Source organism: Rudaea sp. (genome assembly GCF_057139185.1).
This window is the reverse complement of sequence record NZ_DBNHDN010000006.1, coordinates 25,184-38,421: the sequence shown is the minus strand read 5'-3', so window position 1 is coordinate 38,421 and position 13,238 is coordinate 25,184. Positions and strand designations below refer to the sequence as shown.

Sequence of the window (13,238 nt, the reverse complement as noted above, 5' to 3'; positions counted from 1 at the left end):
CGATGCTCCACAGAGCCGCTTGCGCATGAATCCCTGGCACCGCCTGCCGCCGTTGCGCTCGCTGCGCGTACTCGAGGCCGCGGTACGCCACCAGAACTACACGCGCGCCGCGGACGAACTCAGTCTGACCCACAGTGCGGTCAGCCACCAGATCCACGCACTCGAGGCGGCACTCGGCATGCCGCTGCTGCGGCGCGCCGGCCGGCAGATGTGCGCAACCGACGCCGGGCGCCAGCTCGCCCATGACGTGCGCGCGGCGCTCGACCAGCTCGCGGCTGCGCTGGAACGCCTGCGCGACCACGACAGTGCAAATTCGCTCACAGTCAGCGTACTGCCCTCGTTCGCCGCAGCCTGGCTGGTCGCGCGCCTCGGCGGCTTCCTCGAACGCCACCCCGGCATTGAACTGCGCCTGGAAAGCACACCGGCCGTGTCGAATTTCCGCAGCGACGGTGTCGACGTCGCGATCCGCTACGGCACCGGCGACTACGAGGGCCTGATCAGCGAAAAGCTGTTCGACGACGAGCTGTTCCCGACCCTGAGTCCGGCGCTGGCGCGGCGCACGCGCCTGCGCAACCCGGCCGACCTCGCGCGCGTGCCGTTGCTGCGCATCCGCCAGCAGCCGTGGGCGCCGTGGTTCGCCGCCGCCGGCGTCAACCTCGCCGAGCCGCGCCGCGGCCCGGTGTTCAACGACTCCGAGCTCGCCCTGCAGGCGGCGATCCAGGGTCAGGGCGCGGTGCTCGCACGCGGCTCGCTCACCGCGCTCAAGCTGCGTGCGGGTACGCTGGTGGTACCGTTCGCGCAGCGCATTCCTTCGCCGGCCACCTGCCATCTCGTCTATCCGCCACAGAATGCGAACAAGCCGGCGCTGCTGCTGTTCCGCGACTGGCTCCACGAAGAGCTGCTCGCGTCGCCCCCCATGTATTGCCCTGCAACGAACCCGCCCCGGACGCCATGAGCGATTTCGCCCCGCACGTCACCAAGAAGCGCTTCGGTCAGCACTTCCTCCACGATAAAAATATACTTCGCCGCATTGTGGAGTATGTAGCACCACGGCCGGGCGAGCACATCGTCGAGATCGGACCCGGCGAAGGCGCGCTGACCCTGCCGCTGCTGCGCGCCGCCGGCAGCCTGACCGTGATCGAACTCGACCGCGACTTGATCGAGCCGCTGCGCGCGCGTGCGAACAGCGTCGGCAAACTGGCGATCGTGCACCGCGACGTGCTCGAGGTGGACATAGCCGCGCTCGCCGCCGGCGGCGGAATCCGCCTCGTCGGCAACCTGCCCTACAACATCTCCACGCCGATCCTTTTTCACTGCCTCGACCACGCCGCGGCGATCCGCGACATGCACTTCATGCTGCAGAAGGAAGTCGTCGAGCGCATGGCCGCCGGCCCCGGCAGCAAGACCTACGGCCGGCTCTCGGTGATGTTGCAACTGCGCTGCACGGTCGAGTCGCTGTTCGACGTGCCGCCCACTGCTTTTTCGCCGCCGCCGAAGGTCGATTCCGCCGTGGTGCGCCTCGTGCCGCTGCCGGCCGACAAGCTGGCGCAGGCCGATTCCGATGTGATCGAACGCGTCGTCCGCACCGCGTTCGGCCAACGCCGCAAGACCCTGGGCAACGCATTGCGAGGCGTGGCCGACACGGGCGATCTCGCCGCCGCGGCCATCGATCCGCGTGCGCGCGCCGAGCAGTTGCCGCCTTCCGCCTTCGTCGCGTTGGCGCGACACCTGCAGAACAAAGGTTGATTCGCCCACCGCGGCTGCGCACAATCCGGACATGAGCAACGACAACCCTTATGCAATCAGCGTGGCCGTGCAAACGCATTTCCTGCACGACCAGTCGATGCCGGATGCGAACCGCTACGCGTTCTCCTACACGATCCGCATCGCCAATACGGGCCGCGTTGCCGCGCGCCTGATGTCGCGCCACTGGATCATCACCGACGCCAACGGCAAGGTGCAGGAAGTCCGCGGCGATGGCGTGATCGGCGAGCAACCGTGGCTGCGTCCCGGCGACGATTTTCAGTACACCTCGGGCGCCGTGCTCGAAACCGCGGTCGGCACGATGCGCGGCAGCTACCAGATGCTCGCCGACGACGGCCGCCGCTTCGACGCGGCGATTCCGCAATTCACATTGTCGATTCCACGCACGGTGCACTGACAACCATGGCTCTGGGAATCTGCCCTCAAAGCGTAGCGAGCCAGGACAATTTGCGCTTCGCCGGAGCGCAGGAACCAGGGTGTACGGTCGAGTACATGAGGATCGCGAGCATCGCCGGGGCGCAAATTGTCGAACGCAGTGGCCTTGAGGGCGGATTCTGATGGCCGTCTACGCGATTGGCGACGTGCAGGGCTGCCACGACGAGCTCGTGCAGCTGCTGGAAAAAATCCGCTTCGATTCCGCGCGTGACATGCTCTGGTTCTGCGGCGACCTGGTCAATCGCGGCGGCCAGTCGCTCGCCGTGCTGCGCCAGGTGCAATCGTTCGGCGACCGCGCCATCGTCGTGCTCGGCAATCACGACCTGTCCCTGCTCTCGATCGCCGAGCGCGAGGAGGCAGCCCAGGCCAGGGTCAACCCGGAGTTGCGCGAGGTTCTGTTTGCCCCCGATCGCGATTCCCTTCTCGACTGGCTGCGCACGCGCCCGCTACTGCATGTCGACCCTGCGCTGAACTTCGCCATGGTCCACGCCGGCTTCGCGCCGGGCTGGACCCTCGACCGCGCCGCGCGCGCCGCACGCGAGGTCGAGATACGCCTTGCCGGCGAAGGTGGCAAGCGCCTGCTGCTGGCGATGTTCGGCAACAAGCCGGACCAGTGGTCGCCGAAGCTTCGCGGCATCGAGCGCATGCGCGCGACGATCAATGTGATGACTCGCATGCGCTACTGCGATGTGCGCGGCCGCATCGCCTACGCCGAGAAGGGCGCGCCCGGCACGCAGAAGCCGGGGCTGTATCCGTGGTTCGAAGTACCGGGGCGCGTGCGCCAGGACGCACGCATCGTCTGCGGCCACTGGTCTACGCTCGGCCGCTTCCAGGGCATGGGCGTGTACGCGATCGATGGCGGCTGCGTCTGGGGCGGCGAGCTGATCGCGCTGCGCCTCGATGGCGAGGAGCCACAGTTCGTCTCGATAAAATCCGCGCGACCACGCGTGGAAGGTGACTGAAGCGCGCGCAGCAGGGCGGCCGCGGAGGTTGTATAGTCCTTTTCCCGGGCCGCGCGAGGTCGCCGCGATGCAGCAGCATATCCGCTACGCGGTAACCGCCGACGACGTCAAACTGGCGTGGAGCGCGGTCGGTCACGGTCCGCCCCTGGTCAAGGCCGCGACCTGGCTCACGCACCTGCAGTACGACCTGGAAAGCCCGATCTGGAAGCACTGGGTCGATTTCTTCAGCGGGCACTTCCGCTACATCCGCTACGACGAGCGCGGCTGCGGCCTGTCCGACCGCAAGGTGCCGAAGATAGCCGCGACGCACTGGGTCGATGATCTGGAAACCGTGGTCGAGGCTGCCGGCCTCGCCCAGCCGTTCGCGCTGCTCGGCATCAGCCAGGGCGCAGCCACCGCGGTGCGCTACGCGGTCAAGCATCCCGAACGCGTATCGCACCTGATCCTCTACGGCGGCTACGCGGTCGGCGGCAATCTCAGCGACGATCCGGAGCGGCGCAAGATGTTCAGCGCGGTGATGGACGTGATCGGGCTTGGCTGGGGCAACGACAACCCGGCGTTTCGCCAGCTGTTCACTTCGCGCTTCGTGCCCGACGGCACGCAGGAGCAACTCGACTGGTTCAATGAACTGTGCCGGCGCACCGCCTCGCCCGATGTCGCCGCCGAACTGCTCGAGGCACGCGGCAAAGTCGACGTGCGCGAACTGCTGCCGCGCGTGCGCATGCCGACGCTGGTGCTGCATGCAAGCCGGGACAAGATTGCGCCGCTGGAACAGGGCCGCCTGCTCGCCGCACACATTCCCGGCGCACGTTTCGTGCAGCTCGAATCGCGCAATCACGTGCTGCTGCGGGATGAACCTGCGTGGAAGGAATTCTGCGCCGCGGTGCTGGAATTCACCGGCCAGGCCAGCGCCATCCGCGAAGCGGGCGAGAACGGCCTGACCGTGCGCGAGCGCAACCTGCTCGCACTGCTGCGCGAAGGGCGCAGCAATGCGCAGATCGCTTTCCAGCTCGGCATCGCCGAAAAAACGGTGCGCAATCACTTCTCGAACCTGTATCGCAAACTCGGCGTGCGCAGCCGTGTCGAGGCGCTGCTGCATACGCGGCCGGGTGCCTGAATCTTCGCTTCCCGCGATCACCGGGATATTTGTCCCGATTCGAATCCGTTTCATCCCGCGATCGGGACAAGCTGCCCATGGCGGAGTACACCCGCACCGAACAACATCGCGGCAGCACTTCGCACATCAAGGTCTGCCGCCATGTCCCGCTTGCTCGTACTGCTCTACGGAGCCATTGCCTACCTCATCTTTCTGCCCACATTCCTCTACGCCATCGCTTTTGTCGCAGGCATTGCGCCGAAGCACATCGACGCAGGCCCGGCAGCACCGCTCGCCACCGCGCTGGCTATCGACCTGGCCCTGCTCGGCCTGTTCGCCGTGCAACACAGCGGCATGGCGCGGCCCGCATTCAAGCGCTGGTGGACGCGTTTCGTGCCGGTGGCAGTCGAGCGCAGCACCTACGTGCTGGTCAGCTCCCTCGCGCTGATCCTGCTGCTCTGGCAGTGGCAGCCGCTACCGCAGACCGTCTGGCAGGTCGATGCGACACCTGCGCGCGTCGCGCTGCATGCACTGTCGGCGCTCGGCTGGGTGCTCGTCTTCACCAGCACCTTCCTCATCAATCATTTCGATTTGTTCGGGCTGCGCCAGGTGTGGCTGTACGCAAACAACCGCTCGGCGCCCGAAACGCCGTTCGTAGTACGCGCGCTCTACCGCATCGTGCGTCATCCGCTGATGCTCGGATTCCTGATCGCGTTCTGGGCGACTCCGGGCATGAGCGTTGGTCACCTGCTGTTTGCGGTCATCACCACCGGCTACATTCTCGTCGCAGTGAAGTTCCTTGAGGAACGCGATCTCGTCGCACAGTTCGGCGAAACCTATCGCGATTATCAACGGCGCGTGCCGATGATCCTTCCGATCCCGAAGCGCGCCGCCGAAACGCGGCATCCCGCAGCAGGCGCACCCTATCCGCGCGCGTAATCGACGAAGGCGAAACCGTATTCATGGCGCGCATCGGCCGCATGCGCTTCGCGTGCGGTCTCACGCCATCGCGCGGGATCGAAGTGCGGGAAGAATGCGTCGGGATGGTCGGCGACGGTGTCGATCCACGTGAGGTGGAGTTTCGACGCACGAGTCAATGCGAGCGCGTAGATCTCGCCGCCACCGATGACCATGAGCTCTCTACCCTGCGCCGCAGCGATCGCGGCTTCGAGCGAGGCGACGACTTGCTGACCTGCGTATGGCGCGACGCCGCCGCGTGTCAGCACCAGATTCGTGCGCCCCGGCAGCGCGCACCCGATCGCGAGCGCCGTCTTGCGCCCCATCAGCACGGGCTTGCCCAGCGTGAGCGCCTTGAAGCGTTTGAGATCGTCGGGGAGGTGCCACGGCATGGCACCATCGCGACCGATGGCGAAATTGCGATCGAGCGCAGCGATCAGGGAAATGGGTGAAGCCATCAGACGGCGATCGGCGCCTTGATCGCCGCGTGCGACCGGTAGCCTTCGATCGCGATGTCCTCGTAGCGGAAGTCGTCGATCGCGCGGATCGCGGGATTCAATTTCAGTTTCGGCAGCGGCAGCGGCGTACGCGTCAGCTGTTCGCGCGCCTGATCGAGGTGATTCTTGTACAGATGTGCATCGCCGAGCGTGTGCACGAAATCGCCCGGTTCGAGATCGCAGACCTGCGCGACCATGTGCGTGAGCAGCGCGTAGCTGGCGATGTTGAACGGCACGCCGAGGAAGATGTCGCCCGAGCGCTGGTAGAGCTGACACGACAGGCGCCCTTTCGCCACGTGGAACTGGAACAGTGCGTGGCAAGGCTGCAGCGCCATCTTCGGCAGATCGGCGACGTTCCACGCGCTGACGATGAGGCGGCGCGAGTCGGGATTCTTCTTGATCTGTTCGACAACGCCAGCGAGCTGATCGATGGAAGATGCTGGTTGAGAAGTGCCGGCAGCGATGCCGGCTTTTTGATCTTCGCGCGAAGGCCGCGCGCAAGAGCTTACTGTCCAGGCGCGCCACTGCTTGCCGTACACCGGGCCGAGGTCGCCGTTCGCGTCGGCCCATTCATCCCAGATGCCGACGCCGTGTTCCTTGAGATAGCCGATATTCGTGTCGCCGCGCAGGAACCAGAGCAGTTCGTGCACGATCGATTTCGTGTGCAGCTTCTTCGTCGTCACCAGCGGGAACCCGTCGGCGAGGTCGAAGCGCATCTGCCAGCCGAACACCGACCGGGTGCCGGTGCCGGTGCGATCCGATTTCTCGTCGCCGTGATCGAGCACATGGCGCAGCAAATCGAGGTACTGGCGCATCAGGCGGCTTCCTTCGTCGAAACCGGCGCCGCATTGGCCGCGGCCGGATCGGGTTGCAAGGTCGGCGCGCGGCGCGACAACCACAGCAGCACGAGGCCGACGACGACGAGCGGCAGCGATTGCACCTGCCCCATCGTCAACCAGCCGAACGCGAGATAGCCGAGCTGCGCGTCGGGAATGCGCACGAATTCGACCGCGAAGCGAAACACGCCGTAGAGCAGCGCGAACAGTCCCGACACGGCGTAGCGCCGGCGCGGCTTGAGCGAGAAAACGTACAGCACGGTGAACATCACGACGCCTTCGAGCGCGAATTCGTAGAGCTGCGAAGGATGCCGCGCCTGCCCATTGAGCTGGCCGGCGAGGTACATCTGGTGCAGTTCTGCGCGTGTCTTGTGCAGGTCCTCGAGCGCGCCCGGGAAGATCACGGCCCAGGGTTCCGTGGTCAGCTTGCCCCAGAGTTCGCCGTTGATGAAATTGCCGAGGCGGCCGAGGCCGAGGCCGATCGGCACCAGCGGCGCGACGAAATCGATCGTGTCGAAAAAGTGTACTCTGTTGCGCCGCGACCAGATCCAGCCGGCGAGCAGCACGCCGAGCAGGCCGCCGTGGAACGACATGCCGCCGTCCCAGACGCGCACGATCGCGAGCGGATCGTGCACGATCCAGTCCAGCGAAACATACGAGAGCATGTACCAGATGCGCCCGCCGAGGATCACGCCAAGCATCACGTAGAAGGCGAGGTCGGAGAATGCCTCGTGGCTGACCGGCAGCCGGCCCTGCCTGCGGCGACGTTCGCCGAGGAACCAGGCGCCGGCAAAGCCGAGCAGGTACATGATGCCATACCAGTGCACGGCGACTGGGCCGAGCTGGAAGGCGATCGGATCGATATCGTGGAAGTATGGCGACATTCAACTCATGCCGGCAAAGCCGGCGTTGCGTTCATCTTGGCTTCGGGATTTTTCTCGTATCGACGGACGAGCGCACCAAGTTTAGCGGATTCGGATGTGGCCGGGTGCGCGCGATGGGTGCGCTGCCCGGTTCTGCCGGCATGGCATAATCATGGTTCTTCCCGGAGAGAAATCCATCCATGCTCAAACATGCCTGTCTGGCCGTGCTCGCCGCGCTCGTCACCGCCATACCCATCGCCGTCGCCGACGAGGCCAAGCCGGTGACGTTGCCGAGAGTCACCGTCATCCCGGAGGTCGATTTCGCCAAGCATCCGCCGCTCGGCCCGCCCGTGCTGTCGCCCGACGGCCAGCATATCGCGGTCACGGTGAAGACCGAGGACAACGGCGGCGACAACAAGTATCAGCTCGCGATCCTGCACCTGCCCGATCTCAAGTACGTCAGCCGCCTCGACATGGCCGCCACATTCCTGCCGATCGATGTGACCTGGGTCGACAACAAACGCCTGGTCATGGGCACGGGCAAGGAAACCGCGTTCGCCGAAGCGCCGGCCGCGACCGGCGACATCATCGCGGTCGACTTCGACGGCAAGAACAAGCGCATGCTCTACAGCGACCGCTCGCGCGGATCGAGTGCTGCGGCGATGAACATCCTCAAGATGCCGATCGGCTTCGGCACGATCAGCGGCACGCCGGACAAGGCCGACGGCCATTTCTATCTGACCGTCAATCCCGCGGCCGAGCGCGGCGGCAGCGATGCGCAGGCGCACAAGACCCTGATCTTCGACGTCGACGCGGTCACCGGCAACGTCAAGGAAATCGGTTCGATCAACGCCGACGGTTACGATTTCCTCGTCCACGACGGCGTCGCGCGCTACGCCTGGGGCCAGGACAACAATCTCAAGGATCACGTCTACTATCGTGCCGGCGCAGACAAGGACTGGACCGAGCTTGCGGCCAGCGTGGTCGGCAAGCAGTTCCAGCCGTATGCGATCTCGCCTGACGGCAGCAAGCTCTATTCGATCGGCAATCCCGACGGCGGCCCCGGCCAGTTCGCGATCAGCAACCTCGACGGCAGCGAGCGCCAGGTGCTTGCCTCGAATCCGCGCGTCAGCGTGCGCCGCGTGTACTGGTCGCCCGCGCCGCACCTGCCGTATGCGGTGTCGTTCGAGGACGGTCGCACCTCCATCACCTGGCTCGACGACAGCAAGTACGCGCAGGCGCTGAAGGCGCTCAACGCCAAGTTCGCCGACCACTACGTCGGCTTCTCGGACATTTCCGAGGACGGCTCGGTGGCGCTTGTCGGTGCCGCCAGCGATCGCGATCCGGGCACCTACGCGATGTTCGATCTGAAGACGAACGCGATCCGCCCGCTGTACCAGAGCAAGCCCTGGTTCAATCCGGAGCAGCTCGGCGAGCGCAAGCCGTTCTGGTTCAAGGCTTCCAGCGGCACGGAACTCGGCGGTTACCTCACCCTGCCGCCGGGACGCGTGGAAAAGAACCTGCCGGCCGTGCTGATCGCGCACGGCGGGCCGATGGGCCCGAACGACGGCTGGTCGCTGGCGAGCGGCTGGGAGAACACCGAAGCGCAATTCCTCGCCTCGCGAGGTTATGCGGTGGTGCAAGTCAACTACCGCGGCTCGGGTGGGCGCGGCGCGAACTTCTACGACGCCGGCTACCGCCAGATGGGCACCGGCATGATGCAGGACATGCTCGACGGCCTGAAGTGGGCCGTCGACCAGGGCTATGTCGACAAGAGTCGCGTCTGCGTCTACGGCGCCAGCTACGGCGGCTATACCGCGTTCTTCCAGCCCGTGTACGCACCGCAGGGCACGTTCAAGTGTTCGGTCGCGATCGCCGGCGTTTCCGACATCCGCGTGCAGGCCGAGCGCAGCGACACGCGCCGCTCGCGCGGCGGGCGCAACTTCCTGCGCGAGGCCTGGGGCATGGGCGACGAGGCCTACATCAAGGCCAACTCGGCGATCGACCACGTCGACAAATTCAACGTGCCCGTGCTCATCATCCACGGCGAGGACGACAAGCGCGTGCCGGTGAAGAATGCCGAGGAAATGCGCGATGCGCTGCGCAAGGCCGGCAAGCCGGTCGAGTACATGACCCGACCGAAGGAAGGCCACGGTTTCTTCAAGGAAGAGAACAATACCGAGCGCTACAAGATCACCGAAGCGTTTCTGCTCAAGTACCTGGGCCCCGGCGCGCCGAAGCAGTGAGCTGATCCGCGTTCGCGCGGCAAGCCACGCCCGGCCTTGACGCCGGGCGTTTTTTTTGTCGGTTTCAGGATCGATCGGTTAGGCTTGTCCGATGACCAATCGTCTCGCCGCCGAAACCAGCCCCTACCTGCGCCAGCATGCCGACAACCCGGTCGACTGGTGGCCGTGGAACGCCGCGGCGCTCGCGGCGGCGCGCGCGCAGGACAAGCCGATCCTGCTGTCGATCGGCTACAGCGCCTGCCACTGGTGCCACGTCATGGCGCACGAAAGCTTCGAGGATGAGGCCAGCGCACGCCTGATGAACGAAAAGTTCATTTGTATAAAAGTGGATCGCGAGGAGCGGCCCGACCTCGACAGAATCTATCAACTCGCGCACCAGGCACTGACCCGGCGTGGCGGCGGCTGGCCGCTGACCGTGTTTCTCGCGCCCGACGACCTCGCCCCATTCTACGCCGGCACGTACTTCCCGAGGGAGGCGCGCCACGGCATGCCGCCGTTCGCCTGGGTACTCGAACAGGTGCGCGGCTTCTGGGACACGCGCCGCGACGCGGTGCGTGCGCAGAACGCGACCTTGCGTGAATTCCTTGCGAACTACGATGCGTCCGATGCGCATGCCGGGGCGCTCGACGACGCGCCGATCCGCGCCGCGCTCGCGCAGATCGAGCGCGGTTTCGATCATGAACACGGCGGCCACCTCGGCGCGCCGAAATTCCCGCATTGTCCGGAGATGGAACTGCTGCTCGATATCGGTTCCACCGACGCGCGCGCAATGGTCGAACTGACCCTGGCGCGCATGGCCGAAGGCGGCATCCACGATCAGATCGGTGGCGGCTTCTGCCGCTACAGCGTCGACGAGCGCTGGGAGATTCCGCATTTCGAGAAAATGCTCTACGACAATGCGCAGTTGCTGCCGCTGTATGCCGACGGCGCCGAGGTCGGCGGCGAAAAACTCCGGTCGGAAGTCGTGCAGCGAACCGCCGAATGGCTGAGCCGCGAAATGATCGCCGGGCCGGGAACTTCGAAGCATGGCGCGTTCTACGCCGCACTCGATGCGGATTCCGAAGGCGAGGAAGGCAAGTTCTACGTCTGGCAGCGCGACGAGGTGCGTGCGCTGCTGACCGACGAGGAATTCACCGCGGCCGAACACCGCTTTGGTTTCGACCGTCCGCCGAACTTCGAGCATCGCGCCTGGAATCCGATCGTCGCGCAATCGCTCGAAACCGTTGCCGCCACGGCGAATCTTTTGGTGCAACAAGTCGATGCGCTTCTGTTCCGCGCGCGCAAGAAGCTGTTTGCCGCGCGCGCCGAACGCACCCCGCCTGGACTCGACGACAAGATCCTCACGGCATGGAATGCGCTGATGATTTCCGGTCTCGCACGCGCCGCGCGCACGACAGGCAATCCGGCATTCACCGCACTCGCGGAAAATGCATTGGACACACTGCGTGCCAACGCATGGCGCGACGATCGGCTTCACGCGAGCATCGATGATCGCGGCGCACGCCTGCCGGCCTATCTCGACGACCACGCCTTCCTGCTCGACGCATTGCTCGATTTCCTGCAGGTGGACTGGAACAACCGCCATTTCGACTGGGCGATCCGCCTCGCCGACATCCTGCTCGAACGCTTCGAAGACCGCGAGCACGGCGGATTCTTCTTCACCGCACACGACCATGAACAGCTGATCCAGCGCCCGAAACCGTTCGCCGACGAAGCGCTGCCCTCCGGCAATGGCGTCGCCACGCGCGCCTTGTTGCGCCTCGGTCACCTGCTCGGCGAAACGCGCTGGCTGGATGCCGCCGAACGCACGCTGCGTGCCGCGTACGCCACGATGCAGCAGATGCCGCAGGCCTGCGCGACGCTGCAGCGCGCGCTCAACGACTTCCTTGATCCACGTGCGCTGGTCGTCATCCGCTGCGGCGCGCCGGCAGAGGAAACGGCCTGGCGCGCCGCGCTGCTTGCCTGCGACAACGCGCGCCGCGTCGATGCGTACTTCGTTCCCGACGACGCAGGCGAATTGCCGGGAACGCTCGCCGCACAAACGTATATTGCCGGCGGCGTCGCCTACGTTTGCCGCGGCCAACAATGCGATCCGCCGATCACGGAGCCCTCGCTGCTCGAAGCCGGAATAAACCGGAAATAGGATGCGCGCGGCTGCTCAGAGCCGCACCGGTCTATCCGGCAGTTCGTTGGCGACGGGTTCGCCGTCGGCGGGAAAGTGGCGCGCGAGGATTTCGCTGACTGCTTCGACCGCGGCGACCGCACCCGATTCGAAATCACCGGCACGGAAGCGTTCGCGCAGCTGCGCGCACACATCTTGCCATTCAGATTCGGCCACGCGCGCGGCGATGCCACGGTCGGCGACGATCTCGATCGCATGATCGGCGATGAGCACGTAGATCAGCACGCCGGAGTTGTGCTCCGTATCCCACACGTGCAGACGCGCGAACACCTCGCTCGCGCGCGCGCGCGCGCTGCGCCCACGCAGCAGTTCGCCGAACGACAGCGCGCCTTCGATGGCGAAGCAGACCTGGCCCCGATGCCGCGCCTCGCCGGCTTCGACCGCTTTCTGGATCGTGTCGAGTACGCTGTTCGGAAAGCAACGCCGCGCGCTGCCTTCGGAAAACAGATGCGTGGCTATGCGTGCGATGTCCATGTCACCAGCTCCCCGAGGCGCCGCCGCCCCCGAACGAACCGCCACCGCCGCTGAAACCGCCACCGCCGCCGCCTCCAAAACCACCACCGCCGAAGCCACCGCCCGGAAATCCGCCCCAGCCTCCGCGGTTGGCGAAGCCCCCGCCGCCACCGCCGAGCAGGCCCAGGACCAGGCCGACAACACCGAGGCCCACCGCCAATGGCAGGATGCCGCCCGACAACAGCCACGCGGCACCGCCGCCGACGAGCCCGGTCAACCCCGCGCGAGGCGGCGCGGACAAACCGCCGAACAGCGAGCGCGCGAACAGGATCGCGAACACGGCGAAGATCGCGGCGTTGAACGGGTCACCGTCGCCGGACGAGGACTTGTTCTCGTCGGTCAACGGCGGCGGCAGCGGTTCGCCCTGGATCAACTTGGTCAGCGCATCGGTCGCGTCATGGATGCCGCCGAAAAAATCACCGGTACGGAACTTCGGCGTGATGTATTCGCGGATGATGCGTGACACGGCCGCGTCCGGGACCGCGCCTTCGAGGCCGCGCCCCACTTCGATGCGCACGCGCCGGTCGTTCTTGGCGACGATGAGGATCACGCCGTCGTCAGTGCCCTTGCGGCCGAGCTTCCATGCGTCGCCGACGCGGATGCCGTATTGCGCGATGTCCTCAGGCTGCGTCGTCGGCACGATCAGCACGCCGAGCTGCGAACCCTTGCTTTGTTCGAGCGCGGTCAGTTCGCCTTCGAGTTGCTGTTGTTGCTGCGCATCGAGCGTGCCGGTCAGGTCGGTGACGTGCGCCTTGAGCGGCGGAATCGGCTGCGGGTCGCCGTCGGCGGCGAGCGCCGCCAGCGAAAGCGCGATCGCGGCTACGCAGGCAAACGCGCGCCGGCAGATGCACAGCGCGCGACGCCAACGGCTCATCGGCTTCATCTAA

General features: G+C 65.9%; 13 protein-coding genes. 8 read left to right on the top strand and 5 right to left on the bottom strand.

Annotated elements, in window-relative coordinates; genetic code table 11:
* Window positions 1-25 precede the first annotated feature (25 nt).
* From gcvA to mddA, 6 genes are all read left to right on the top strand, one after another.
* The gene (gene gcvA, locus AC16HO_RS01515) at window positions 26-955 is read left to right on the top strand and encodes a transcriptional regulator GcvA (RefSeq protein WP_395642084.1); all 930 of its coding nucleotides are present in this window, start codon (window positions 26-28) and stop codon (window positions 953-955) included.
* Entirely contained in the window at window positions 952-1,746 is a 795-nt protein-coding gene (rsmA, locus tag AC16HO_RS01510; protein ID WP_395642083.1) for a 16S rRNA (adenine(1518)-N(6)/adenine(1519)-N(6))-dimethyltransferase RsmA, read from the top strand. Before gcvA ends, rsmA begins: the two co-directional genes overlap by 4 nt.
* A gap of 31 nt (window positions 1,747-1,777) precedes the next feature.
* Window positions 1,778-2,161: a Co2+/Mg2+ efflux protein ApaG gene (gene apaG, locus AC16HO_RS01505; protein ID WP_395642082.1), complete on the top strand. Its 384-nt coding sequence runs from the start codon at window positions 1,778-1,780 to the stop codon at window positions 2,159-2,161.
* A 160-nt stretch (window positions 2,162-2,321) separates the two neighbouring features.
* On the top strand, window positions 2,322-3,161 hold the full coding sequence (locus AC16HO_RS01500; protein ID WP_395642081.1) for a symmetrical bis(5'-nucleosyl)-tetraphosphatase: 840 nt from the start codon (window positions 2,322-2,324) through the stop codon (window positions 3,159-3,161).
* 67 nt (window positions 3,162-3,228) lie between these two features.
* Window positions 3,229-4,278: an alpha/beta fold hydrolase gene (locus tag AC16HO_RS01495; protein ID WP_395642080.1), complete on the top strand. Its 1,050-nt coding sequence runs from the start codon at window positions 3,229-3,231 to the stop codon at window positions 4,276-4,278.
* Between the two features lie 141 nt (window positions 4,279-4,419).
* Window positions 4,420-5,196 (top strand): methanethiol S-methyltransferase, encoded by a 777-nt coding sequence (mddA, locus tag AC16HO_RS01490; RefSeq protein WP_395642079.1) that lies wholly within the window; start codon window positions 4,420-4,422, stop codon window positions 5,194-5,196.
* On the opposite strand, the gene AC16HO_RS01485 is transcribed toward mddA, so the two are convergent.
* The 3 genes from AC16HO_RS01485 to lgt are packed head-to-tail and all read right to left on the bottom strand — an operon-like array spanning window position 5,181 to window position 7,431.
* Window positions 5,181-5,672, bottom strand: coding sequence for a dihydrofolate reductase (locus AC16HO_RS01485; protein ID WP_395642078.1), 492 nt, complete (start codon window positions 5,670-5,672; stop codon window positions 5,181-5,183). The genes mddA and AC16HO_RS01485 overlap by 16 nt on opposite strands.
* Window positions 5,672-6,526, bottom strand: a complete 855-nt coding sequence (locus AC16HO_RS01480; RefSeq protein ID WP_395642077.1) for a thymidylate synthase — start codon at window positions 6,524-6,526, stop codon at window positions 5,672-5,674. Before AC16HO_RS01480 ends, AC16HO_RS01485 begins: the two co-directional genes overlap by 1 nt.
* On the bottom strand, window positions 6,526-7,431 hold the full coding sequence (lgt, locus tag AC16HO_RS01475) for a prolipoprotein diacylglyceryl transferase (RefSeq protein ID WP_395642076.1): 906 nt from the start codon (window positions 7,429-7,431) through the stop codon (window positions 6,526-6,528). The genes AC16HO_RS01480 and lgt overlap by 1 nt, the downstream gene beginning before the upstream one ends.
* A 179-nt stretch (window positions 7,432-7,610) precedes the next feature.
* On the opposite strand from lgt, the gene AC16HO_RS01470 reads away from it, so the two are divergent.
* Window positions 7,611-9,656, top strand: a complete 2,046-nt coding sequence (locus AC16HO_RS01470; protein ID WP_395642075.1) for an alpha/beta hydrolase family protein — start codon at window positions 7,611-7,613, stop codon at window positions 9,654-9,656.
* A 91-nt stretch (window positions 9,657-9,747) separates the two neighbouring features.
* Window positions 9,748-11,799, top strand: coding sequence for a thioredoxin domain-containing protein (locus AC16HO_RS01465; protein WP_395642074.1), 2,052 nt, complete (start codon window positions 9,748-9,750; stop codon window positions 11,797-11,799).
* Window positions 11,800-11,814: 15 nt separating this feature from the next.
* Here AC16HO_RS01465 and AC16HO_RS01460 read toward each other — a convergent pair whose 3' ends face one another.
* Both AC16HO_RS01460 and AC16HO_RS01455 read right to left on the bottom strand, forming a co-directional pair.
* Window positions 11,815-12,312, bottom strand: a complete 498-nt coding sequence (locus AC16HO_RS01460) for a TPM domain-containing protein (RefSeq protein WP_395642073.1) — start codon at window positions 12,310-12,312, stop codon at window positions 11,815-11,817.
* A 1-nt stretch (window position 12,313) separates the two neighbouring features.
* The gene (locus AC16HO_RS01455; protein ID WP_395642072.1) at window positions 12,314-13,225 is read right to left on the bottom strand and encodes a TPM domain-containing protein; all 912 of its coding nucleotides are present in this window, start codon (window positions 13,223-13,225) and stop codon (window positions 12,314-12,316) included.
* Window positions 13,226-13,238 lie beyond the last annotated feature (13 nt).